This is a genomic window from Leptolyngbya sp. FACHB-711, from assembly GCF_014695615.1.
Lineage (GTDB): Bacteria > Cyanobacteriota > Cyanobacteriia > Elainellales > Elainellaceae > Leptolyngbya_A.
Genome location: NZ_JACJOR010000411.1, coordinates 1 through 23,237, shown reverse-complemented (window position 1 = coordinate 23,237; position 23,237 = coordinate 1). Strand labels below are relative to the sequence as shown.

The following is a 23,237-nucleotide window of genomic DNA, read 5'->3' as shown; positions in this document are numbered from 1 at the left end:
AACGTCCAATGTTGCCAATGTATTGCTTGGCAACGTAGTCAGTTGCTTGCCCCTTTTTGACATCACCCGTCTCATCGAGGCACAACCCGATGCGGCGTTCTCCAACGGTGTGTGCAATCAGGCTCAGGCGAACTGCCCTCAGTTGCTCAACGCTCCAGACACCACCGCGCAGGAAATGATGGAGACTTTGAGCGTTTTGAAGACCAACGAGTTGAGCAATCGCAGGTAGGGTTTTACGCGCTAGTCCACTCAACAGGCCCACGTGCAAAAACTTGAACTGCTCAAAACTCCTGACATCCTCAAACAGGTGGCGGTAGGCTTGACAGTATTCATTGATGAAGCCCACAGTGGCAACTGGTTCTCGTTGCTCAATCATGCTCAGCAACCTAACGTTCAGCCCCTTTAACCTAATTTACCTATGCGCAGAGTGACAGAAGAGGGATAAGCATAAGTTTTCCGACTCGGTTTTCAGGTTGTGGGTTTTCGGGTTGTGTAAGTGTCTCGATTTCAAGTGTCTCGATTTCACTTTTTCGGCTCAAAGTCCCTTATTTATGATTTATGAGGGATTAGGGGGGGCGGTTTGGGCAGCATTCAGCATTTCTCAAACCCCCTTTTAACTGAAACAGGTTAAACAAAATTTCTAATTTTTCAAACTCAAAAGCCCTTCTTCTTTCAGTTTCGGATCAAAGCGAACCGCCATCTTCACGCCGCGCTGTTCTAGCTGGGTCAGCACTTCAGCTTCGACGCGACGGGCAATCTGCTTCAGGAGTTTTGTTTTTCCGAGGTCATCGATCGCGGCAAAGGTAGCCTGTTCCTCAGCAGTCATTTGTTCTTTTGCATCGATCGCCTGGCTCCAGAGCGGTTCTTCCGCAGCATTTCCCGGTGGGACAGTGCCGTTTTCGCTGATCCAGGCGGTGCGAATGTCTTCCAGCAACGTGCGGCTAGGTCGTTCGATCGTCTGCACCTTCAGCCAGTAACATTTTTGCGGCTGACGAACGAGATGCTGCCGGAGGCTCAGTGTCACATCTCGCGAGTAGCCAATATACTGCAGGGTTTTCGCCTGATCGAAAATCGCGTAGACACCAATCCCAAAGGGGCGATCGATGAGCTGTCCTTCGTCGTCCAGGTAAGGAAGGTATTCAAGGTCGGTGAGAAAAGGAAGCGTGGGGTGGGGCATGAGGAGATGGGGAGATGAGAGGTGAGGAGATGGGGGAATGAGGGATTAGCCGATCGCAAAGCCCAGGCAGAGCAGAATGCCGCTCCAGAAGTGCAGCGAGACGGCGATGAATTTGCAGTTGTTGACCCGATCGGGCTGATTGTGGTTTTTTCCGACGTGGCTACAGAGGCGATACGCGGTCGGTAGACTGGCAAAAATGGCGATCGTCCATACAGGAAAGATGCTTAGCCCCACACCCAGCAGCGTTAGTGCATAAAGGCTCCCGCAGACCCAGGGCAGCAGTTCAGCCGATTGCTGTGTGCCTAGGCGGACAATAGGCGATCGTTTTCCGGCTGCCAGATCGTCGGCAACCTGATGAAAGTGAGAGCAAAACAGAATCAAGCTGGTGCTGATACCGAGAATGACAGAGGCTGCGAGGCTTGTGACAGACCACGTTTGAGTTTGGCTGTAGTAGGCAGCAGCAACGGCAAGCGGACCAAAGCTGAAGAAGCAAAGAATTTCGCCCAGTCCCTGATAGCCCAACCGGAAAGGCGGACCCTGATAGGTATACCCCAGCCCGCAGCACAGCAGAATAATTCCCAAAATTGTAAAGTCGCGCTGGGTCCAGGCGATCGACACGATGCCCAGAATCCCAAGCGTCAGCAGCAGGTTGCCGATCCAGAAAATCAGCGTTTTATTTCCTGTCAAATTCACCAGCGAGTGATGCTTGTTGCGATCAATTCCGGTTTCAGCATCAAAGACATCATTGCTGACGTTTTCCCAGGCAAGGATCAAGATCGCGGAAACCACAAAGGTGAGAAAAATGGGGAGGTTAAAGGTTTGGCTTTCCGCATAGGCAACGGCACTTCCCAGAGCGATCGGCATGATTGCCACGCTATACATCGGCGGTTTAATCGCAGCCATCCACAGCTTTTTTTGACCCGCATTCGCTTGGGTACTCGCTTGGGAAGAATTAATCGGGGAAGAAAAGGATTTAACGAGCTTAATTGTCATGGAGGTTTCTAAACTGCGTGACCCAGACCAGAAGGAAACGTCTACAGGAGCTTTTTACAAGGACTGTTTATAAGTTGCCTGATTAAGTTGCCATTTACTAAGTTGCCATGAACCCTGTCCCCATGCGCCTTCAGGCGTTTGCAGTGGTAATGATTCTTTACGTCGTGTGATAGTTCTCAATATGAAAAAATCTTCCGGATGTATTGTGAAATACCGGAAGACTGTAGTGGTAGATGCACCCTGATTAATATCCCTGGCTTTGGCTGGGGATTTTTTGTTTCTACGTAAGCTAGGCGATTTGCCGCTCCAGTGCAGGGTAGTCAGTGTAGCCTTTGCCGTCACCGCCGTAGAACGTGTTGCGATCGTAGGGGTTCAATTCGGCATTCAGCTCAAACCGTTTGGGCAAGTCGGGATTCGAGATAAACCATCTGCCGTAGGCGATCAGATCTGCGTCGTCTGCCTCCAGCACCGCATTTCCCGTTTCGCGGTTGTAGCCTCCGGCACTGATAATCTTGCCCTGATAAATCGGACGGAAGAAATGTGCGCCTAGGTCTTTCGTTTTGTCGCGCACTTCGGGGTTATCCCAGCGCGGCTCGACCAGATGCAAATACGCCAGATTGAAGCGATTCAGTTCCTTCACCACGTAGCCAAAGAGGGCTGCCGGATTGGAGTCGTGCATATCGTTAAAGGTTCCGGTGGGCGACAGGCGCAGACCCACGCGATTGCTGCCCCATACGCTAACGATCGCTTCCAAAACTTCCATTAAAAAACGGGCACGATTTTCGATCGATCCACCATATTCATCGGTGCGATGATTGCTGCCGTCCTGAAGAAACTGATCGATTAGATATCCGTTTGCCCCGTGGACTTCAACGCCATCAAAGCCTGCTTCAAGGGCATTTTTAGCCGCTTGTCGATAATCCTCCACAATGCCAGGAATCTCAGATAGCTCCAGGGCGCGAGGCATAACAAAGGGCTGCTCCCCGGTGTAGGTGGATGCCATGCCTTGAGGGGCGATCGCGCTGGGGGCAACGGGCAGTTCACCGTTGGGCTGAAGTGACGGGTGAGAAATCCGCCCGACATGCCAAAGCTGAAGAAAAATGTGTCCGCCCTTCTCATGCACTGCCTGAGTCACTTGCTTCCAGCCTTCGATCTGTTTGGCGGAGTAAATTCCGGGTGTTGCCGGATAGCCCATTCCCTGCGGCGAGATTTGCGACGCTTCAGTTACAATCAACCCGGCAGAGGCACGCTGGGCGTAGTAGGTGGCGTTAAGTTCAACCGGCACGTCGCCTGCACTAGCTCGATTGCGTGTCAGGGGAGCCATGACCAGACGGTTTGGCAGTTCGTAGGGTCCGAGTTGAATGGGAGTGAGGAGTTTGAGAGTAGACATAGGAGTAGGTAGGTAGGTGGATGAGTAGGTAAGCAGAAGTAGTTAAATAACCATTTGAGTTTTACTGTAACGCGATCGATTTGTTAGGTCAAGTGGTTACTTGAGTATTTAATTAGTAGGGTAGAACCATCTAGAATGGAATCACATCCTAAGAAGATACTTTAAAGCTGCAAACGGCGACCCGCCCCGCCCCGCCCCCTAAATCCCCCAGCTTGAGGAACTTTGAACCGGAATAGAGTTTGAAGTCCCGATCGTTCGGGAGACTTTGACCTGAAACCCGGATCAAAAGTCTCTTCTTTGTAGGGGGTTGGGGGTGAATGCAGCCCATTGCATACTTCTAAAACAGCCTCTTAGAAATTCTTGTAGCGATTCCTGTGGAGTAAGGGTAAGACCTCAATGGACACTGAACAACGGGCGAAGATATTTGCAGCGTTAGGCGATCCGACCCGACTGCGAATTGTGGAGCGGCTCACTATGACCGAAGGGGAACTGAGCGGCTCAGAAATTGCGGCTCAGCTTGAGATTAGCCTTGCACTGTTTTGCCACCATTCCAAAACGTTGAGCGAGGCGGGACTCCTGCAAACTCGCAAAGAAGGGCAAACCAAGTTTCACGCCATTAATCGATCGCTGCTGAAAGAGTGCTTTATTAGCCTGTTTAACTGCCCGGTACTCAGCGAGAGCATCCATGCAAAAGCTTCGTTAACAGCAAAGTAAGCAACGCGAGTAATATCAAAGGCGAAATGCAAGAAAACTCCCTTTCCTGCTAGCTTTCACACCCGTTCTGTCCTGGTTGAATGCTTCTTTCGCTTCATAACCAAATAGATATAAAGATTTGTCACTCCTCCTAGATCCGGTTGTCCTCCTTCCCCTAAAGTACAGAAGCGAACAGGATGGAAACGATCGGAAAGCGAAGCATGGAATTTCTCAGTAAACCAGGCTAAAAAACGGGCTAGGCTAAACAGAGAGCCTTAAGAAGAGAGCCTCAAGATAAGACAATTGAAACAATAATACAATTGACAAAGCTTGTCTGCCGCTCTGTTTCCGTATCGTTCCAATGAATTTGACCAAGAGAGATTGAAGCGTTTAAAGAGCTATGGTGAAATCTTCTGTACCCCCCACTTCAGCAGCAAACTCTGGAACTACGCCACCGGCTGACTCTAAAGCGCGAGTCAGTGCCTTTATGAAGCAGATTCAAGACCAGATTTGCCAGCGTCTTCAAGAACTCGACGGCCAGGCTCAATTTCAGCAAGATAGCTGGGAGCGCGAAGAAGGCGGCGGCGGTCGATCGCGAGTGATCAAAAACGGGGGAATCTTTGAGCAGGGCGGCGTCAACTTCTCTGAGGTTTGGGGTAAGGATCTACCGCCGTCGATTCTGGTTCAGCGTCCCGAAGCCGCCGGACACGGTTTCTATGCCACGGGCACTTCGATGGTGCTGCATCCCCGGAATCCCTATATCCCGACGGTTCACCTCAACTATCGCTACTTCGAGGCGGGTCCGGTATGGTGGTTTGGCGGCGGCATCGACCTCACGCCCTACTATCCGTTTGTGGAAGATGTGAAGCATTTTCACCAGACTCTGAAAGCAGCGTGCGATCGTCACCACAGCGAATACTATCCAACCTTTAAGCAGTGGTGCGATGAATACTTTTATCTGAAGCACCGTGGGGAAACACGCGGGGTCGGCGGCATTTTCTTTGACTATCAGGATGCTCGCGACACGCTGTATCACGGTCCTGATAAGAAGGGTCTAGCCGCTCAATACAGTGACTCGATCGGCAACATTCATCAGCGCAACTGGGAAGAAATTTTTGCCTTTGTGCAGGACTGCGGCAATGCCTTTCTGCCTGCCTACGAGCCGATCGTCGAACGTCGCAAAGATACGGAATATGGCGATCGAGAGCGCGATTTCCAGCTTTATCGGCGCGGTCGCTATGTAGAATTTAATCTGGTTTACGATCGGGGCACAATCTTCGGTCTGCAAACCAACGGACGTACCGAGTCAATCTTGATGTCGCTGCCGCCCCTGGTACGCTGGGAATATGGCTATCAGCCTGAATCCGGCACAAGAGAAGCACAGCTCTACGAAATTTTTCTTAAGCCGCAAGACTGGCTTAACTGGGAAGGAGATGTAATTCAGTAGTCGCGTCAACCTCGCATTTTGTAGCGCGTTGATTCCAAAACAAAACGTGCTCTGGCTGTTGCTGAACTCAGACGATCGTTCTGAATGACGGCAACAGCTTTTTTTCATGTCCTTTGATCGAACCTCCTAAGCCGTTGCTGCTGAATTTGAAATCAGGAATAATCGGCTCTCTTAGTTCCAGGCAAATAAAACCTCAAAGTCCCTAGCCTTAGGGGATCTAGGCAACAATACAGATGGGAAATTTCATAACACTCCTCCTATCCTCAATGCTTGCGAAAATCACCCTGACAGGTACTACAGAGCCGATCGCCCATCAACTAACCTGAATGTAGTATGCAAGCTGCAAATGTAGTATAATAATGGCTGTGCTGGCATACATTCACCTCAATCAGGAAAAGCCATCATGCTGAAATTTATTGCTGCAATTGAACTGAGGCAGCTTCAGTCTGAAGCAACCCAAAGAATGCTCGATCGCGTTTGTGAACCTTGTTAACGAGCGATTCCATAGATTGTTTTTGAGGGGCTTAAATGATTCGAGTCCCCCTTGGCGGAAATCTTTCTAAAGATGAACGGATGCGTAAAAAATATTGCTTTCGCAGTTCACACTACACATCAAAGCAAAAGAGTTGTAGTAGACTGCTGACAAATGATCCTGTCATTTTGTCTATAACCTTTTAGTATGTAAGGGTGACCGATTTGCACCGTCCCCTACGTTCACTGAGGCAAGGCAACTGGTTCAAATTAATTTGCGGAGCCAGTTATCAGCACCTTCCTGCTGTTCGGACATTAGCCCTCGCCTACGCGCTTGCTGGAGCCGACTGTATTGATGTCGCCGCCGACCCAGCCGTGATTCATGCCGCTCAATCTGCCCTGGAATCGGCGATGAGCCTGCAAAAATCCGCTCAGCAGCGTGGTTTTTTAATCGAGGGTTTACCCTGGCTGATGGTCAGCCTCAACGACGGCGAAGACCCGCACTTTCGTAAAGCTGAGTTTGACCCTGCCTGCTGTCCGCCTGATTGCACCCGCCCCTGTGAAACGGTTTGTCCGGCACAGGCGATCGTGTTTAGTCGAGGAACCGATCGAGGGCTGGATGGCGAATCGGCGGGCGTGATTGACGACCAGTGCTACGGCTGCGGTCGCTGTGTACCGATTTGTCCCTTTGACCGAATTTCGACTCGTTCCTATGTGTTTTCTCCAGCGGCAGTTGCCCCTCTGGTGTTATCTGGTGTAGATGCGGTTGAGATTCATACGCAAGTTGGGCGATTGGCAGACTTCAAGCGGCTCTGGCAAGCGATCGAGCCATTTCTCCCCACGCTAAAGCTGATTGCGATTAGCTGCCCCGATGGGGAAGGCTTTGTGGATTATCTGTGGGCACTGCACGAAGTCATGGCTCCACTCCCCTGTGCCTTAGTTTGGCAAACCGACGGTAGACCTATGAGTGGTGATATTGGCAATGGCGCAACACTGGCAGCAGTCAAACTGGGTCAAAAAGCGCTGGCGGCAAAACTACCTGGATATATTCAGTTAGCTGGAGGCACAAATTACTACACCGTGAGTAAACTCAAATCACTGGGCTTGCTCTCGCTAGATAAAACCCCTAATGCTGTAGCAAGGAATGGGGCGTCCTCGCAGGCGCGGCAGGAAGAACCGTTTCGCATTGCCGGAATTGCCTACGGCAGCTATGCTCGAACCCTCCTCGCTCCAATTCTTGAGCAGCTTGAACAATCCTCCCAGCAATTTCCCCTAAGTACTTCTGCTGAACACGACTTTGTGCCGTTTCATTCTTCCCGTTCCGAACAAAGCTTCGATCGACAGCAGTTCCAGATCCAGCTAGAGGACTCTGATCTTCTCTGGCAAGCCGTCCAAACCGCTCACACTCTCGTTTCCCAAATTAAGCAGCCTATGACCGCCTTCGCTCCATCCGGTTAACGTCCATCGCTCTTATCTCTAGCCCAATTTTGGTGAATATCAATCAGGTGAATATCAATCAGTCCATGATATCCAACGATAATCATTTTTCTGATCCAGTCCAGCATTCTGCGATCGAAGTTGAAGCACATCAATCACAGCCCGCCTTTCAAATCACCGACGACCTGAATCAACTGCTCGAAATTCTGCCAACCGATATCCAAGTCAAATTGGTCTCCCATCCACGACGCAATCAGCTTGTTGAGGTCGTGCTGGATCTGGGACGCAGACCCGAAGCTCGCTTTCCAGGGACTTCTGAATATCTGTCAGACACTCCGGTTTCCAGAGCTGATCTGGACTATTGCGTTGAGCGCGTCGGAATGTTTAGTGGCGACAACCGGGCAGGCATCGAGCAAACCCTGCACCGAATTAGCGCCATTCGTAACCGGGCAGGAGCCGTGATTGGTTTGACCTGTCGGGTGGGTCGAGCCGTTTTTGGCACGATCGGCATGATACGCGATCTGGTCGAAACGGGCAAGTCGATCCTGATGCTGGGTCGTCCTGGCGTGGGCAAAACAACAGCTCTACGGGAAATTGCGCGGGTGCTGGCAGACGATCTCAACAAGCGCGTTGTGATTATTGACACTTCCAACGAAATCGCAGGCGATGGTGATATCCCCCATCCAGCGATCGGGCGGGCAAGAAGAATGCAGGTGTCTCGTCCTGAGCTTCAGCATCATGTGATGATTGAGGCGGTCGAAAACCACATGCCGGAAGTGATTGTGATCGACGAAATTGGAACCGAGCTTGAGGCGTTGGCAGCTCGGACGATTGCAGAGCGCGGTGTTCAGCTTGTGGGCACGGCACACGGCAACGAAATCGAAAACCTGATCAAAAACCCGACGCTTTCCGATCTTGTGGGCGGCATTCAGTCTGTTACCTTAAGCGATGAAGAAGCACGGCGTCGGGGCAGCCAGAAGAGTGTGCTGGAACGCAAGGCTCCACCCACGTTTGATATTGCGCTCGAGATTCTGGAGCGACACAAGTGGGTTGTGCATGAAAACGTCTCGGAGACGGTAGATTTGCTGCTGCGCGGCAGACAGCCTTCGCCTCAGCTTCGCACAACAGACGAATCCGGCAAAGTCCACATCGCCCGAGAAACCCCTCCACCCGCCGCCGGACAAACCACCTTTCGATCGGCTCCCTTGGGCGGCAACGGTACGCTGCGATCGGTGAGTTCGAGCAACTGGCGCACCTCGGGGCAAATGGTTCCAATCGGGCTGAAGCGTCAAGAAGTGAGCGATCTGGGCATTGCGTTCGATGAAGCCACTTCGAGTCCTTTATCAGAGCGGCAGCAGTTCGATCGATTACTGAATGAGTCGTTAGAAAGCCTGCCTCTCGCGTCGCTGGAACCTGTGCGTGATTACGCTACAAGCGGAGCTGCTTCGTATAGACAAACGCCGGGTCCAAACGGAGAAGATCTGCCGCTGCACGTCTATCCCTACGCCATTAGTCGCCATCAGCTAGAGCAGGTGATTCGCACCCTGCATCTGCCGATCGTCCTGACCAAGGACATCGATGATGCAGACGCCGTTCTCGCCCTGCGATCGCACCTGAAAAACCACTCGAAGCTGCGAAGCATCGCCAAGCATCGTCATGTGCCCATTCACGCCGTGAAGGCAAACAGCGTCCCGCAAATGATTCGCGCCCTCCAGCGAATGCTGCAGATGGAGGAAGACGGCGTCGAGGAACCAATCGATCTACACCTGTTCTCTAATGAGGGCGGCGAAGACGAACTGGAAGCACTGGAGGAAGCTCGGCTGGCAGTCGAACAAATTGTGATTCCCAAAGGACAGCCCGTGGAACTGCTGCCGCGATCGGCAAAGGTTCGCAAAATGCAGCATGAACTTGTAGAGCATTATCGGCTCAAGTCTTCTAGCTTTGGGGATGAGCCAAATCGTCGCTTGCGGATCTATCCTGCTTAGCACGACCGTTTATACGACATTCAAAAAATGAGGGCGAATTTCGGTTCGCCCTTTTTGTTACCTGTTTTGTTTTTGTTGCCTGTAAAGCCTGGATTCGTCCTACACCAGAGCCGGGGTTAGGCTGCTAAGGTGCGGGTAGAGCGGAAAGCGGCGACAGAGGTTTGCCACACGCTGACGGCACTCTTCAGCCACCGATTCATTCTCAGCGTTCAGCAGGCGATCGGCGATAATGTTGCCAATTTCGGTGAATTCCGCCGTGCCCATGCCGCGTGTGGTCATTGCAGGAGAACCAAGCCGCAGACCGCTTGTGACAAAAGGCGATTCGGGGTCAAAAGGAACGGTGTTTTTGTTAGCGGTGATGTGAACATCGCTCACAAGCTGGTCGGCGATTTTGCCCGTCATACCGATCGATCGCAGATCCACCAGCATCAGGTGATTGTCAGTGCCATTCGAGACGAGCTTGAAGCCGCGATTTTGAAGCTGGGCTGCCATTGCTCGCGCATTTTCAATGACCTGACCCGAATAAGTCTTGAATTCGGGCTGAAGTGCCTCTCCGAAGGCAACTGCTTTCGCAGCCACCACATGTTCCAGGGGACCGCCCTGTGTACCGGGGAAAACGGACTTATCAAACTTCTTGCCCAGGTCGGCATCACGCGTGAGAATCAGTCCACCGCGAGGACCGCGCAGGGTTTTGTGCGTTGTGGTCGTGACGACATCGCAGTAGGGAAGCGGATTCGGGTGATGTCCGGTCGCAACCAATCCGGCAATGTGGGCAATGTCTGCCATCAGATACGCCCCGATCTCATCGGCAATCTCGCGGAACTTGGCAAAGTCAATAATACGGGGATAGGCTGAGTAACCGCAGATCAGCAGTTTAGGACGGTGCTGAAGCGCAAGCTCTCGAATTTCATCAAAGTCGAGCTGTTCCGTCTCACGATTCACGCCATAGTGACATGCCTTAAACCATTTGCCGGAAACGTTTACCGGAGAACCGTGGGTCAGGTGCCCACCGTGGGACAAATCCATCCCCATAAAGGTATCGCCCGGTTCGAGCAGCGTCAGGAATACGGCAAAGTTTGCCTGTGCACCGGAGTGAGGCTGAACGTTAGCATGGGCTGCACCAAAAAGCTGCTTTGCCCGATCGATCGCAATTTCTTCGATGCGGTCTACAAATTCACAGCCGCCGTAGTACCGCTTGCTGGGTAGACCTTCCGCGTATTTGTTAGTAAGCACAGAACCTTGAGCCGCCATTACCGCCGCCGAAGCAAAGTTCTCGCTGGCTATCAGCTCCAGGTGTTCTTGCTGGCGATTTAGCTCCTGGTTAATGAGTCCGGCAACGATCGGGTCAGACTTGTTGAGGAAATCGAGGTTGGTATCAGTCACAAGCAACTCCAGAAAGGTTAGGGGAGGGAAAAGAGGCACCGTAAAGCATTGAGTTATTTAGCTTCAGCGATAAATTGCCCAAGCCATTTATCATATAGCGTTCACTGGGCTGTGAACAGAGCGTATCCGGGGTATCCCCCGCTTCAATCCTTAGTAGGATTCGCTGTACTTCCGGTTAGGTGATCGACGAAAGCGGTAGAACCTGATTCAGCTTGCCGCTCTGGAAGCCTTCCAGGTCAAGCGTGACATAGACAAAGCCAAACGACTTAAAGGCAGTCACCAGATTCTCGAGATCCGTAGTCTGTACAAACTCCTGAATCTGCTCAACGGGTAGCTCAATTCGAGCCGTATCTCCTGCCGATCGCACCCGCAGCGTTTTTAAGCCCAGATGGCGCAGATAGCGTTCTGCCTGTCCAACCCGCTGGAGCTTGGCGATCGTAATCTCCTCACCATAAGGGAATCGGGAGCTAAGGCAGGGCTGCGCGGGCTTATCCCACCAGGGCAATTCCAGATACTTCGACAGCTCACGCACTTCTAGCTTCGACACCCCCACTTCTGCCAGAGGCGATCGTGCCCCCCGCTCTTTTGCTGCCTGAATTCCGGGACGATAATCGGACAGATCATCGGCATTTACCCCGTCCACCACATAGGGATAGCCGCGCTCCAGCGCAAGCGGTTTCAGCGTGTCGTGCAGTTCGCTTTTGCAGAAATAGCAGCGATTCACCGGATTCGATCGATAGTTAGGGTTGTCCATTTCGTGGGTTTGCACCAGCTGATGAGCAATCCCAATTTCTGCCGCCTGAATTCGTGCATCTTCCAGATCTTCGGGCAGCAAAGAAGGCGAAACGGCAGTCACTGTCAACGCCCGATCGCCCAATACATCAAAGGCAATTTTGGCAACCAATGTGCTATCAATGCCACCGGAGTAGGCAATCAGTGCCCGATCCATTTCGGCAAATAATCCTCTCAACTGCTCTAACTTCTGCAACAGCATGACTCGGTCGCGTTTTCTCCAACGCTGCAAGCGAATGGTTCTAGCCTAACAATTTTTGATTTTAATGATGGGTTTTCATGATGGACGAGTCAGGGGTGAGTGTTTAAAGACTGCTGCTGCAAATAAGCAACGATCGCTCTCAACCCCAGCCGATAGCTTTCTGCCCCAAAGCCGCTAATCTGCCCGATCGCTACGGGTGCAATGTAGGAATGCTGGCGAAACGCCTCCCGACGGTGAATATTGCTGAGGTGAACTTCAACCGTAGGAATGGCAACGCCTGCGATTGCATCTCGAATCGCGACGCTGGTGTGGGTATAGGCACCGGGATTGATTACAATGCCCTGATGCTGCCCGATCGCCCCATGAATCGCATCAATTAATACCCCTTCATGGTTTGACTGAAACGCTGTCACCTTGAGCGTAAGCCCTTCTTCCTGAAGCTTTTCTGCCTCAGCGATCAGCATTTGATTAATATCCTTGAGTGTGGTCAAACCATAAACGCCAGGTTCGCGCTGACCCAGCAAATTTAGATTTGGTCCGTGCAATACCAGAATGCTATACACCGTCAGAGTGTGGTCAATGAAAAATGACCAGGCTGTTTAGTCGATACAGTTAATACAATTTAATCAATACAATAAAAGCAGGACTCTAAATCGCTGAAGTTTTCGCGGGGCAACTTACTTAACCAGATACCTTGACCAAACACCTTAGTCAAATAGGTTCTCGATCAAGTACGTTCTTGACTAAGTATGTCACTCAAAAAGCTGGGTCAAATTCTTTTCATCTTGGAACGCAGCCTTTGCTCAGGCCTCCACAGCTTCGAGCCAGCCCAAAAAGTTTTAGCTAGATTCCAGCGAATTATTCTAAGAGTCAATCAAACCTTTAGTCAGGCATTAACTCTCTTGCGATCGTCGGTCACTCGTAGGCACTGCAAACAAGCCGCTGATAGCTTTTTTGTCAACTGCTTTCGGAGTACTGCGCAAGTACCGCTTTGGAAACCCTAGCGATAGCGGCGATCGTTATCTCTTACGGGTACTGGAATGGGTTCCGGTTCAGGTTGCGCTTCGGGACCCAGGAGTGCTTCAATTAGCTTGCCTGCCCATTCCTTCAGCTTTTCCAGAACCTTTTCAATGTAGTCCATGAATCGGAAAGCTCCTTAACGTAAGCCCAAATTCCTACTGTGCCTGGAAAATCGGACAAAGCAGGTCTTGTATTTGACTTTACTCTTTAATCATATCTAATCAACAGAAATGATCAAGGGTGTCAGGGTAGATTCATTGCTCTTCCTATAACTCACTGCAATTCTGCTAAGCGACAGAGGTTTTGATGAACTTCCTCGGTTATCCACCTGGCTTTCCTGATTTTTGTACTGCTTTTTCTGCACTATACATTTTCACGCTGCTCCCATTGGTATAGAAGTCAGCAGATCGGTGCTTCGGCGATTCATTCTGTGAAATTCATGAAGTAAACGGGGCGAATGATAAGGCATGATGCCTTTATCCAGCCCCGCTTGATTGCTATCGCCGGAAACATCAGCAAGCAGAATTGGCACGCAGAATCGATTAACCCGCTTTTCTAGCTCACCTTTTCTAATTGATCATTTCGCAGCCAGATATTGGGAGTTGGCACAAAGCCAAACTTGACGAGGGCATAGTCGCCCCGCAGTTCCAGGACTTCACCTTTTGTTTCAAACAGGTAGGGCGGAAAGCGCGGATCGCTTGCTTTTGCCTCCAGGCTATTTTCGAGCTTTTCGCGAACGGCACGAACGAGATCGCCTTTCTTGACTGCCATTGGTACATCCCAATTCTTTAACAGGTCTGAGTTAAGAATAGCCTGGGATGGGGATGAAGCAAAAGCCTCAGGCAAAGCGAAGCAGCTCTCTGACTGAAATCTGGAGAGCCTGGGGCGATCGATTTGTGGCTAGCTAGTCCTGACGCGGAGCAAAGATGCGAAACGATCCATCTGCTTCTTGAGTGACCCGACCGCCCAAAGCTTGAATGCGATCGATCACTGTTTTGCGGGTGCGATCGTCTGGCACCGTGTTTAACACCATTGCCCAGGCAGAAATCTGTGCTGACTTGCTATCGGGATTACGGGCAAGAAAGGCGGCGGTTTGCTCTGAAAACTGGGCAACCTGCTCACTCTCTGGCAATGAGGATTGTCTTGCCCAGGCGGCAGCGGTTTTAAACGATCGACGAGCAGCTTCACTGTCGCCCACAAACAAAAGCTGATCAACACCGAGCTGTCGCCACCCATAAAACCCATTAGGAGGCACGTCTGGCTTCAGTCGGGAGAGGGCACGCTGCATGATTTTCGTCGATCGCTCCGGTAAGGCAGCATAAAGTGAGCCGCTGGTCGAGAGAAAGGTATAAGCCTGAATAAAGCGCGGGTCGCGATCGAGGATAACTTCAAAGTAGTCCGGGCTGAGGCGGTAGTCAGACTTTTCACGGGCGACGGTGTCGCCAAAATACTGCGTGAAATTGAGAAATGTCCAATCTGCAAGCAAGTTGTCAAACCCGAAGGACGGCATTTTCTTCAGGAGCGACAGTCGGGCTGCTTCCGCTTCCGTTCCTTGACGGATTTCGGTCACACTAGTTGTTTGACTGCTGCTTCGAATCTGTTCGAGGCGAGGAATTTGCATCCAGCCGATCGCTGTAATACAGACACCAACCAGCAAAAGCGGCAGGATGAATTCAGATCCGATTCGACGAAGCAGCGTTTTCATAGCAAGAATTCACGATAAGAGCGAAGCATTCGGTGAGTCGGTTTGGGTGCATTGCGGGCAATATGAGACCAAATGTTTCATTCCTCCTGAATATTCCCTCATTTGCCCGAAACTATCCAAACTCAGTGTAAGTATCAAAGGATACTCGTGAAGTGAGGTTGGTCATTCCTGAAAAGGAGTGCCAAGATCAAAAAGACCGGAACCGCCAGAATCTTTATATGTCAGAATCGCTGGATTCGCTTGCTCAGCACTATCATCAGCGCACGAAATATCATCCCAAAACCCTGTCCGATCGCGCCCTGGACTGGGACAATCAGCCTTCTCCCTTCAAAGAGTACAAGATTGGCGTTGAGTTTGACCTCAAATCCCACCTGCAACCGATCGACCAAGAAGGGACAGAAAAGGATTTTTGGAGCCGGCTCTCGCGCCTGCTGTTTTGCACCTATGGCTTAACGGTGAGTATGCTGACGCTGCGAGGCGATCCGGTGTATCTGCGGGCCACCCCTTCTGCAGGCGGGCTGTATCCGGCAGAGGTTTATCTGATTTCTCGCGGCACTCCCCTGCTGCCTGCTGGGCTTTATCACTATCAGCCCCAGTCCCACTCACTGCTGCATTTCTGGGATAGTGAAGTCTGGACAGTTTTGCAAAATGCCTGCCTCTGGCATCCGACCCTGGACGGAACGCAAATGGCGATCGTGGTGACAAGCATCTTTTATCGATCGGCTTGGCGATATCTCGATCGAGCATATCGGCGGGTGCTGCTGGATACGGGGCATCTGCTGGGCAATCTGGAACTTGCCAGCGCGATCAATGATTTTCGTCCTCATTTGATTGGCGGATTTATGGATGAAGCAGTCAATCGACTGATGTATCTGGACAGCGAAGGAGAAGGGACGATCGCTGTTTTAGCCCTGGCAGATTTGCAGGATTTACAGCAACACCTGCCGCTTGCGCCAACGGTTCTTTCCTCCTCCACTCACCGCAACTACCCCAAACTGGCAGAAGGAGAATTGCTCAGTTCACTGCACCGAGCGAGCAGCATTCCCGAAACTGACAATCCTCCAACACTGAAGCAGCTTGCCGTAAAGCGGGATGACGACCTTCCTCGCCGCGACAAATACAACTTTCCTTTTTGTCTAAAAGTCTCGACGGTGACGAACCCGATCGACTGGGGCAAGCAGCTCACCGACCTGGAAACCACAATTCTGAAGCGGCGATCGACTCGTGCCTACAGTGGAGCTAATCTGACCCTGACTGAACTGAAAGCCCTGCTTGATTTCACCTACCAGCCGCAAAGCTCGATCGATCAGCACCTCGACCCGACCCCCGACTACTGCGACCTCAGCTTGATTGAAACCTTTCTAGCGGTTTCAGGCGTTGATGGCTTGGAAGAAGGCTGCTATTACTATGCGCCCAAAGCACAGGAACTGCGTCAGATTCGGTTTAAGAACTTTCGCCAAGAGCTGCACTTTCTCTGCCTGGGACAAAACCTGGGACGAGATGCAGCCGTTGTTCTATTCCATACTGCCGACCTAGAGAAAGCCGTGATGCAGTATGGCGATCGAGCCTATCGTTACCTTCACCTTGATGCTGGGCATCTGGGACAGCGATTGAATTTGGCAGCCGTTCGGCTGGGGCTGGGCGTGAGTGGGATTGGCGGTTATTTTGACGATCAGGTCAATGAAGTGCTGGGCATTCCGACCGATGAGGCAGTGCTGTATATTACGACGTTGGGGCGGGTGAAGGGGTAATCACTCACGCCTTGCTCAGAAACGCCGCTGCTTCCACATGAGCGGTTTGAGGAAAGAAATCGGCAGGCTGTACTTGAATGAGTTCGTACTGGCTGCTGAGCAGCTTAAGGTCGCGGGCAAGGGTGGAGGAGTTACAGCTTACATAGACAATGCGATCGGGCTGCATCTGGAGCAGGGTTTCGATGACGGAACCTTCACAGCCTTTGCGGGGCGGGTCGAGCAGGACTACATCAGGCTGCACGTCGAGCTGGGGCAGAATTTCCTCGGTTTTGCCAATTTGGAAGGTGGCGTTGGTAATTTGATTCAGTGTTGCGTTGGCGTTGGCTTGCTCAATCGCTTCTGCCTGCATCTCAATGCCGATCGCCTGCTGCACCTGTTTTGACAAAGGCAGGGTCATGGTGCCGATCCCGCAGTAGGCATCCACTAAAATTTCTTCGCCCTGAAGCTGAAGCTGCTGTTGAATCGCCTGGAGCAATGCCTCTGCTTGCTCGGTGTTGACCTGAAAGAAAGTGGTCGGCTGGATGCGAAACCGGAGTCCGGAAAAGACCTCGGTAATAAAATCCTGTCCAATAATGCAGCGCGTTTCCTTACCGAAGATGGCGTTCGTGCGATCGGGATTCAGGTTGAGACACACGCCTTTGAGGGCAGGATAGCGATCGAGCCAGGTTTGTGCCTGTTCTGCCAGGTTGGGCAAATTTCCGGTTCTTGCCACGATCGTCAGCAAAATTTCTCCAGTGCGTCGTCCGATCCGCAGCCCCAGGTGCCGTACTTCTCCCCGATGGGTGGTTTCGTCGTAGATCGACCAGCCGCTCGCCTGAATGTCGTGCTTAATGTTTGCCAGAAACGGATTGAGCCGCTGATCTTGAATCGGGCACTGGTTCAAATTAATTAAATGATGACTGCCTTTCTGAAAATAGCCTGCATGGACGCTGCGCCGCTGAACTTGGGGCGATTTACCGGGAGCAATCGTGACCTGAACCGGATAGGTTGCTTTATTGCGGTAATCGAGGGCAGAACTCACTGCCAAGACAGGCTCTACCGGGGGCTGCACAAATCCGCCGATGCGCTCTAGGTCTTGAATTACCAGATTCCGCTTTGCCTCAAGCTGATAGGCATAGTCAATTTGCTGCCACTGACAGCCGCCACACTTATCTGCCACGATGCAGCCTGGACGCACCCGGTGTTCTGACGGTTCGATCAGCTCGTGTAGTTTTCCGTGGGCATAGTGGGGCTTGACCCGCACCAGGCGTACCCAGAGACGATCGCCCGGAACTGTATCAGGCACAAACACCACTCGCCCCTGCCAACGTCCGACTCCAGAGCCGTCATGGTTGAGATCCGAAATCGTTAATTCTAAAAGCTGTCCCTGCTGCCACTGTTCATTCGGTTCGTTCGGCTCTTCTTTCGGTTCCTGTACGTTTGGGTCTTGCCTATCTTCTAACTTGCTCATTGCATCCCGCCCTGTTTGTCCTTTCCCAGTCTGACAAATCAGAGAACAATCTGAAGGCACTTCTGAAAGGAGATTTATTCTTCAACAATTCCCCTACAATAATGAGCGAGATTGCGTAACGAAATATTTACCATGCGAGTAGTAGCTCTTGTCCCTGGCGGGGTTAGCGATCAAATTCTGTTTTTTCCGACCCTGGACGATCTAAAGCGCAATTATCCCGATGCCGAAATTGACGTGGTGGTTGAACCGCGATCGAAATCTGCCTACCGGGTGTCTAAATCGGTCAGCGATGTGATTTCCTTTGACTTCAAAGATCGAAACAGTCCCGCAGACTGGGCAAACCTGCTGGGGGTGATGCGCGATCGAGACTACGAAGCGGTTCTGTCGCTGGGAAGAAGCTGGGGCGTAGGCTTGCTGCTGTGGCTGAGCGGTATCTCAACTCGCGTGGGCTTTGCGGGAAATGGCGGCAGTGGCTTTTTGACGAATGCTGTACCGCAGAAATCCGATCAGTATGCGGCAGCAATGTATCACGACCTGCTTCAGGCATTTAAGATCAATACGCCCCGCCCTGACCTCAGCATTACGATTCCCAGCAGCGATCTCGACTGGGCAGAAATGGAGCAAAAGCGGCTGGGGGTGAGCGGTTATGTCATGATTTATCCCGGTTCTAGCGAATCGCTTCAGAAGGGAATTTATACCGAGTATCCGGTCGAGCATTGGCAGCGCATCATCGAAGATTTTCAGCAGCGTCAGCCCGATTTACCGATCGTCATTGGTCAAGACGAAGAAAACGCTGAAACAGTGACGCAACTCCTCCAGGCTTGCCCCAGTTTGAAAGTGACGAAGCCAGGAGACGTTGCCAGACTCGCCGCGATGATTGCCGGAGCAAATTTAATGATTTGTACTGAAAGTGCCCCAATGCACCTCGCGGTTGCGCTCCAGGTTTATACACTGGCGTTGTTTGGTCCAAACGAGCCGAGTCAGCTCCTGCCTCAAAGCGATAAGTTTGTAGCCATTCAGTCGCCAACCGGCAAAATGGCAAATATCTCGCCAGAACAGGTATTAGAAAAGGTCTGGGGCGGCTAGGGCTTTACTCGGTAGCTTTTGACGATCGCCTCAGCCTGCTGCTGGTAGCTCTGATAGGGCTTATTGACGCCGTACAAATTCAGAATAAAAATGGTGTCGCTGCGCTGTTCAACAAAGCTGACGGCATCCAGAGCATTATCCTGCTCGTCTTTTCCGGTCCAGTCAATGCGAATGCTGCCATCTGACTGAAGCGTTGATTTTGCCCAGGAAACGGTTTTCAGCCGATTCTGGTACTCAGTTTTGAGCGCGGCTTCGAGCTGAGGCGGAGTCAGCTTTTGTCCCTGCGCTGAGCCAAAATCTACGGCTCCGGCAAATCCCTGGTCATCCGACGCAAATGCAACGCCGCTTCCAGTGTCCTGATAAACAAAGCTTTTGGGAAACGCAATCTCAAATCGTCCTGTCTTTTCCCGATACAGCTGGGTTTCTGCCGTAACGCTGGGCGACGGAAACAGCGAAGGGACAGGAGAAGCAGACGGAGCAGGGGAGGTAGACGGAGAAACGGCGATCGCTTGCGGTGAACTCGTAGCCGTTACCGGAGACTGGCTTCGAGTCAAATTGCAGCCAGTCAGAGCGCAGAGGGGCAGTACAAACAGGGAAAAGACGCGCAGCTTCATCGAACCTAAATAAACCAATGCAAATGCGGTGTAGCTAGCATTGTAGTGATCCCAAAAGCCGTTGCGCCGATCCCCTAATGAACTCTACAGTCTTCTTAAAGAGGAGTCGATCAGCTTCATTCAGGATTTATCCTTCGTCCGATTTTGTTTCGCCCGATTTGGCTTCATCGGGTTTCGCTTCTGGCTTAAGCAGCGGGAAGGCTATCACATCGCGGATGCTGGCGCAGTCGCATAGCAGCATCACTAGACGATCGATTCCCATCCCCATTCCCCCAGTAGGCGGCATTCCGTATTCCAGAGCAGTCAGAAAATCTTCATCGACATTGTTTGCCTCTAAATCTCCGGCGGCTTTGCGGGCGGCTTGTGCTTCCAGACGTTTGCGCTGATCGATCGGGTCAGTTAACTCCGAAAAGCTGTTTGCTGTTTCCCGTCCGACGATGAATAGCTCAAATCGCTCGACCAGTTCCGGTTTGCTGCGATGCGGCTTTGCCAAGGGAGAAATTTCAACCGGATAGTCGAGAATAAACGTGGGCTGAACGAGCCTCGTTTCAACTTTCTGTTCAAAGGCTTCGTTCAGCAGTTTGCCGAGCGACTCACATGTTTTGACATCCTTAATTCCAGCTGATTGCGCCGCCGATCGCGCCTCTTCCAAAGTAGAAAACTGGGTAAAATCTAATCCGGTTTGCTCCTGCACAATCTCGTGCATTGTGATCCGTCGCCAGGGAGGAGTCAGGTCAATGTCCTGTCCCTGATAAGCAATCTTTAGCGTTCCCAGCACTGACTCTGCCGCATAAACGATGATGTTTTCGGTCAGGGTCATCATGTCGTGGTAATCGGCGTATGCCTGATAAACCTCGATCGACGTAAACTCTGGGTTGTGGCGAGTCGAGATCCCTTCGTTGCGGAAAATGCGCCCCATCTCAAACACACGCTCAAATCCGCCGACGATCAGCCGCTTCAGGTGCAGCTCAGTCGCAATTCGCAGATAGAGATCCATCTCCATTGTGTTGTGATAGGTGACAAACGGACGCGCATCTGCACCCCCCGCTTCCGGCTGGAGCACCGGAGTTTCGATTTCGATAAAGCCCTGCTGATCGAGATAGCGACGAATTGCAGCCGTAATTAACGCCCGGCGGCGAAAGGTTTTCTGCACTTCGGGATTCACGATCAAATCCACATATCGCTGGCGATAGCGTTTTTCAACGTCCGTTAAGCCATGCCACTTGTCGGGCAGGGGCAGCAGGGATTTCGTGAGAATTTCGTAGTGAGTAACGCTGACCGACAGTTCGCCCTTTTCCGTGCGGCGGATCGTCCCCTTCACGCCGAGAATATCGCCCACGTCGGTTAACTGCTTCAGGTGTTCAAACGCCTCTGCGTCGATCGCCCCCATGGATTCCTGGATTTTCTTTTTGTCCAGGTAAAGCTGGATCGTGCCCGTTTCGTCTTGTAGCGTGAAGAATGCCAATTTGCCAAATACGCGCCTTGCTACGATTCGTCCGGCGATCGACACTTCCACGTCGAGATCTTCACCCGCCGCCAGATCTGCGTATTTCTGTTGAAGCTCAGCTGCATGAGCCGTGATTTCCCAGCGATAGGCGTAGGGATTCATCCCCAGGTCTTTAATTTGGGCAACTTTTTCGAGGCGTGCCGCACGGAGATCATCAGAAGCCATAGGAACTCAAAAGAAAGAATAGTAAACCAAGAAAAACCTGCTTTAATCCTGCTGATGCGCGAACTGATAAGCCCCGATCGCTGCCAGAACAATTCCCACGGCTAGCAAAATTGGGATGCTATACCAGGGAAAGTCGGAGAGGGAATCCAAGACAATCGATCGCAAGCTGATGCTCGTGTAGGTCAGGGGCAGTAAATAGATAATGCTCTTAAACAGCAGGGGCAACCGCGTCGGGTCAAAAAATGTCGCGCCCAGAAAGGACATCGGCACAATCAAAAAGTTATTGATCAGCCCAACCCCTTCCAGAGACTTAACATTCAATCCCGCAATCACACCAAGCCCTGAGAAAATCGCGCAGTTCAGCACTAGCACCAGCAAGAACAGGGGATTCAAAAACGCCCAGTTGCCTGTGAACAGAATCGCGACTACCATCACCGCCGCCGAAGTCATCAGCCCCCGCACCACGCCCGCCAGCATCTTACCCAGAAACAACGCCATCGGGTGAACAGGGAGCAGCAGGATTTCCTCGAAGGTTTTGGAATAGAGCCGTTCGCCGCAGATCGAGAAGGTCGTACCGCCAAAGCTGATCGTCATCGAAGACAGAGCAACCATTCCCGGCAAAATGAATTCCAGATAGGAGCCGCCGCTCGGTGGACGGACGGATAAGGCACTGCCTAACCCCAAACCAAACGCCAGAATGTAGATTAAGGGCGAAATCAAACCCGATGCGATCACCTGCGGCAGACGCACCCGCAAATCGAGCCAGTCTCCCCAGAAAACCGTTAAACTATCGGCAAAAATGCTGCGAATCGAAGAAGCTTTAATCACGATGACCTGCTGACCAGTAGAACGGCAATTTCAGCCCTGCTTCTGCAAATTGGTATTGCAGAATGACAAAGAATATTATTTTTTCTTTATTTTGACACTTCCTGCAAGCTTCTATTGGCTCGATCGCATTCCTGACTCGATCGCCCCCATCATTCCCCTCCAAGTGCAGTCGATTTGTGAGGCTTCTCTTACACTGGAAATAGGAATGCTAGGGTAGAGAGTGATCAGAAGCCCGTTTGCAATTTCTGGTATATCCGCTAGTCAGCCCACTCGGTGACGCATCCCTATGATCAAACGCAGACCTCCCAAAGCACCGCCTCGATCGCCCCGCTACTCCGACGATCGTGATCGGGATTACTATGACCGAGATCCGTATATGGAAAAACCAGAGAAGCCGCAACAAAAAGGACTGCTTGGCGGAGCCTTAACCTATACGACTGCCGCAATTCTAGCAACGGTGTTTATTGTGGGCATTGGCTTGGGGATGTTTTTTGGTTCCTACACGCCGTCCTCGAACTTGAGCAGCGTTGCGACTCGTGTAGACATCGAGCAGGCATCGCCTAACCCAGAAATTTGCTTGCAGTACGGTGCAAGTGCCGTTACGGTCGACCTCAGAGCGTTCATGACGCTGAACCCGTTTAGCGTATTTGTGACTCAGCCGCGCATGGTTCCGGGCTGCGTGATGCGAAGCAGTAACTGGAATATTTTGCAGAGCCGAAACTTGATCAACGGCGAGCAGATGGCAGAGTGCCGCAGACGGATGAATACGTTTGCCTACACCGGAGACATCGACAAAGCTGATGGCAGTGCCCGAATTGACTGCGTTTACCAGAACGACGCGGCAGGCAACCTGTTCCGTCAGGCAGGCAGCAGCACATCGCCCGAAAACGATCGCCTCTAATCTCTAAGCTGTCTAATACCGTCTAATTCAAATATTTTGATACTGCAAACGTTGTTCTCTTCTACATCACCCTTCTCCTGGCGAGAGGGGTTTTTTTTGAAACGTTTGGCTAAAAGAAGTTGTGCAATTTGTTCGCTCGCAGCAGATTTAGCGGCGAGTCTGGCATTGTTGCTAAAGAAGCCTAGCGGCAATCTCTGAGATAATTTCTAGGAGATTGTTTGATTCAGTATTAGAAGTGGT

General features: G+C 51.6%; 22 protein-coding genes. 8 read left to right on the top strand and 14 right to left on the bottom strand.

What is annotated here, in order from left to right:
* The 4 genes from H6F80_RS18020 to H6F80_RS18005 all read right to left on the bottom strand — a co-directional run.
* Window positions 1-373 (bottom strand): transposase (locus tag H6F80_RS18020; RefSeq protein WP_518523606.1); only part of this gene is annotated, 373 nt, incomplete at its 3' end.
* 267 nt (window positions 374-640) lie between these two features.
* Window positions 641-1,177: a GIY-YIG nuclease family protein gene (locus H6F80_RS18015; RefSeq protein ID WP_190792904.1), complete on the bottom strand. Its 537-nt coding sequence runs from the start codon at window positions 1,175-1,177 to the stop codon at window positions 641-643.
* A gap of 45 nt (window positions 1,178-1,222) precedes the next feature.
* Entirely contained in the window at window positions 1,223-2,170 is a 948-nt protein-coding gene (gene menA / locus H6F80_RS18010) for a 2-carboxy-1,4-naphthoquinone phytyltransferase (RefSeq protein ID WP_190792903.1), read from the bottom strand.
* Between the two features lie 289 nt (window positions 2,171-2,459).
* Window positions 2,460-3,560: an alkene reductase gene (locus H6F80_RS18005; protein ID WP_190792902.1), complete on the bottom strand. Its 1,101-nt coding sequence runs from the start codon at window positions 3,558-3,560 to the stop codon at window positions 2,460-2,462.
* Between the two features lie 396 nt (window positions 3,561-3,956).
* Between H6F80_RS18005 and H6F80_RS18000 the strand changes: the two genes are divergently transcribed.
* The 4 genes from H6F80_RS18000 (at window position 3,957) to H6F80_RS17985 (ending at window position 9,593) form a co-directional block, all read left to right on the top strand.
* Window positions 3,957-4,274, top strand: coding sequence for an ArsR/SmtB family transcription factor (locus H6F80_RS18000; RefSeq protein WP_190792901.1), 318 nt, complete (start codon window positions 3,957-3,959; stop codon window positions 4,272-4,274).
* Window positions 4,275-4,653: 379 nt separating this feature from the next.
* Window positions 4,654-5,700 carry an oxygen-dependent coproporphyrinogen oxidase gene (hemF, locus tag H6F80_RS17995; protein WP_190792900.1) on the top strand — a complete coding sequence of 349 codons (1,047 nt, stop codon included), beginning with the start codon at window positions 4,654-4,656 and terminating at the stop codon, window positions 5,698-5,700.
* Between the two features lie 687 nt (window positions 5,701-6,387).
* Window positions 6,388-7,629, top strand: a complete 1,242-nt coding sequence (ldpA, locus tag H6F80_RS17990) for a circadian clock protein LdpA (protein ID WP_190792899.1) — start codon at window positions 6,388-6,390, stop codon at window positions 7,627-7,629.
* Window positions 7,630-7,694: 65 nt separating this feature from the next.
* Window positions 7,695-9,593, top strand: a complete 1,899-nt coding sequence (locus H6F80_RS17985) for a R3H domain-containing nucleic acid-binding protein (protein WP_190792898.1) — start codon at window positions 7,695-7,697, stop codon at window positions 9,591-9,593.
* A 99-nt stretch (window positions 9,594-9,692) separates the two neighbouring features.
* Here H6F80_RS17985 and glyA read toward each other — a convergent pair whose 3' ends face one another.
* From glyA to H6F80_RS17955, 6 genes are all read right to left on the bottom strand, one after another.
* On the bottom strand, window positions 9,693-10,976 hold the full coding sequence (glyA, locus tag H6F80_RS17980; protein ID WP_190792897.1) for a serine hydroxymethyltransferase: 1,284 nt from the start codon (window positions 10,974-10,976) through the stop codon (window positions 9,693-9,695).
* A 175-nt stretch (window positions 10,977-11,151) separates the two neighbouring features.
* On the bottom strand, window positions 11,152-11,970 hold the full coding sequence (larE, locus tag H6F80_RS17975) for an ATP-dependent sacrificial sulfur transferase LarE (protein WP_190792896.1): 819 nt from the start codon (window positions 11,968-11,970) through the stop codon (window positions 11,152-11,154).
* An 89-nt stretch (window positions 11,971-12,059) separates the two neighbouring features.
* A complete protein-coding gene (gene aroQ / locus H6F80_RS17970; protein WP_190792895.1) occupies window positions 12,060-12,533 on the bottom strand; it encodes a type II 3-dehydroquinate dehydratase in 474 nt (157 codons plus the stop codon).
* A gap of 437 nt (window positions 12,534-12,970) precedes the next feature.
* Complete coding sequence (locus tag H6F80_RS17965; protein WP_190792894.1) at window positions 12,971-13,111, bottom strand: hypothetical protein; 141 nt, start codon at window positions 13,109-13,111, stop codon at window positions 12,971-12,973.
* 434 nt (window positions 13,112-13,545) lie between these two features.
* Window positions 13,546-13,761, bottom strand: a complete 216-nt coding sequence (locus H6F80_RS17960; RefSeq protein WP_190792893.1) for an NAD(P)H-quinone oxidoreductase subunit O — start codon at window positions 13,759-13,761, stop codon at window positions 13,546-13,548.
* Between the two features lie 133 nt (window positions 13,762-13,894).
* Window positions 13,895-14,695 carry a hypothetical protein gene (locus H6F80_RS17955; protein ID WP_190792892.1) on the bottom strand — a complete coding sequence of 267 codons (801 nt, stop codon included), beginning with the start codon at window positions 14,693-14,695 and terminating at the stop codon, window positions 13,895-13,897.
* Window positions 14,696-14,913: 218 nt separating this feature from the next.
* Between H6F80_RS17955 and H6F80_RS17950 the strand changes: the two genes are divergently transcribed.
* Entirely contained in the window at window positions 14,914-16,446 is a 1,533-nt protein-coding gene (locus H6F80_RS17950) for a SagB/ThcOx family dehydrogenase (protein WP_190792891.1), read from the top strand.
* Window positions 16,447-16,450: 4 nt separating this feature from the next.
* Here the strand turns inward: H6F80_RS17950 and rlmD are convergent, their stop codons facing one another.
* Window positions 16,451-17,896 carry a 23S rRNA (uracil(1939)-C(5))-methyltransferase RlmD gene (gene rlmD, locus H6F80_RS17945; protein WP_190792890.1) on the bottom strand — a complete coding sequence of 482 codons (1,446 nt, stop codon included), beginning with the start codon at window positions 17,894-17,896 and terminating at the stop codon, window positions 16,451-16,453.
* Between the two features lie 132 nt (window positions 17,897-18,028).
* Between rlmD and H6F80_RS17940 the strand changes: the two genes are divergently transcribed.
* Complete coding sequence (locus tag H6F80_RS17940) at window positions 18,029-18,982, top strand: glycosyltransferase family 9 protein (protein ID WP_190792889.1); 954 nt, start codon at window positions 18,029-18,031, stop codon at window positions 18,980-18,982.
* On the opposite strand, the gene H6F80_RS17935 is transcribed toward H6F80_RS17940, so the two are convergent.
* The 3 genes from H6F80_RS17935 to H6F80_RS17925 form a co-directional block, all read right to left on the bottom strand.
* A complete protein-coding gene (locus tag H6F80_RS17935) occupies window positions 18,979-19,614 on the bottom strand; it encodes a hypothetical protein (protein WP_190792888.1) in 636 nt (211 codons plus the stop codon). The two genes, H6F80_RS17940 and H6F80_RS17935, sit on opposite strands and share 4 nt — an antisense overlap.
* Before the next feature lie 109 nt (window positions 19,615-19,723).
* Complete coding sequence (lysS, locus tag H6F80_RS17930; protein WP_190792887.1) at window positions 19,724-21,268, bottom strand: lysine--tRNA ligase; 1,545 nt, start codon at window positions 21,266-21,268, stop codon at window positions 19,724-19,726.
* A gap of 42 nt (window positions 21,269-21,310) precedes the next feature.
* Window positions 21,311-22,096, bottom strand: a complete 786-nt coding sequence (locus H6F80_RS17925; protein ID WP_518523605.1) for an ABC transporter permease — start codon at window positions 22,094-22,096, stop codon at window positions 21,311-21,313.
* 91 nt (window positions 22,097-22,187) lie between these two features.
* Here H6F80_RS17925 and H6F80_RS30450 point away from each other — a divergent pair, with 91 nt between their 5' ends.
* Both H6F80_RS30450 and H6F80_RS17920 read left to right on the top strand, forming a co-directional pair.
* A complete protein-coding gene (locus tag H6F80_RS30450; RefSeq protein ID WP_277879202.1) occupies window positions 22,188-22,313 on the top strand; it encodes a hypothetical protein in 126 nt (41 codons plus the stop codon).
* 69 nt (window positions 22,314-22,382) lie between these two features.
* Window positions 22,383-22,997: a DUF3172 domain-containing protein gene (locus tag H6F80_RS17920; RefSeq protein ID WP_199296657.1), complete on the top strand. Its 615-nt coding sequence runs from the start codon at window positions 22,383-22,385 to the stop codon at window positions 22,995-22,997.
* Window positions 22,998-23,237 lie beyond the last annotated feature (240 nt).

What these genes read in the sequence shown, in the direction of transcription:
- H6F80_RS18015 (WP_190792904.1), bottom strand. Translation starts at nt 1,177, where the DNA reads ATGCCCCACCCCACGCTTCCTTTTCTCACCGACCTTGAATACCTTCCT.
- menA (WP_190792903.1), bottom strand. Translation starts at nt 2,170, where the DNA reads ATGACAATTAAGCTCGTTAAATCCTTTTCTTCCCCGATTAATTCTTCC.
- H6F80_RS18005 (WP_190792902.1), bottom strand. Translation starts at nt 3,560, where the DNA reads ATGTCTACTCTCAAACTCCTCACTCCCATTCAACTCGGACCCTACGAA.
- H6F80_RS18000 (WP_190792901.1), top strand. Translation starts at nt 3,957, where the DNA reads ATGGACACTGAACAACGGGCGAAGATATTTGCAGCGTTAGGCGATCCG.
- hemF (WP_190792900.1), top strand. Translation starts at nt 4,654, where the DNA reads ATGGTGAAATCTTCTGTACCCCCCACTTCAGCAGCAAACTCTGGAACT.
- H6F80_RS17985 (WP_190792898.1), top strand. Translation starts at nt 7,695, where the DNA reads ATGATATCCAACGATAATCATTTTTCTGATCCAGTCCAGCATTCTGCG.
- larE (WP_190792896.1), bottom strand. Translation starts at nt 11,970, where the DNA reads ATGCTGTTGCAGAAGTTAGAGCAGTTGAGAGGATTATTTGCCGAAATG.
- H6F80_RS17965 (WP_190792894.1), bottom strand. Translation starts at nt 13,111, where the DNA reads ATGGACTACATTGAAAAGGTTCTGGAAAAGCTGAAGGAATGGGCAGGC.
- H6F80_RS17960 (WP_190792893.1), bottom strand. Translation starts at nt 13,761, where the DNA reads ATGGCAGTCAAGAAAGGCGATCTCGTTCGTGCCGTTCGCGAAAAGCTC.
- H6F80_RS17955 (WP_190792892.1), bottom strand. Translation starts at nt 14,695, where the DNA reads ATGAAAACGCTGCTTCGTCGAATCGGATCTGAATTCATCCTGCCGCTT.
- H6F80_RS17950 (WP_190792891.1), top strand. Translation starts at nt 14,914, where the DNA reads ATGTCAGAATCGCTGGATTCGCTTGCTCAGCACTATCATCAGCGCACG.
- rlmD (WP_190792890.1), bottom strand. Translation starts at nt 17,896, where the DNA reads ATGAGCAAGTTAGAAGATAGGCAAGACCCAAACGTACAGGAACCGAAA.
- H6F80_RS17940 (WP_190792889.1), top strand. Translation starts at nt 18,029, where the DNA reads ATGCGAGTAGTAGCTCTTGTCCCTGGCGGGGTTAGCGATCAAATTCTG.
- lysS (WP_190792887.1), bottom strand. Translation starts at nt 21,268, where the DNA reads ATGGCTTCTGATGATCTCCGTGCGGCACGCCTCGAAAAAGTTGCCCAA.
- H6F80_RS17920 (WP_199296657.1), top strand. Translation starts at nt 22,383, where the DNA reads ATGATCAAACGCAGACCTCCCAAAGCACCGCCTCGATCGCCCCGCTAC.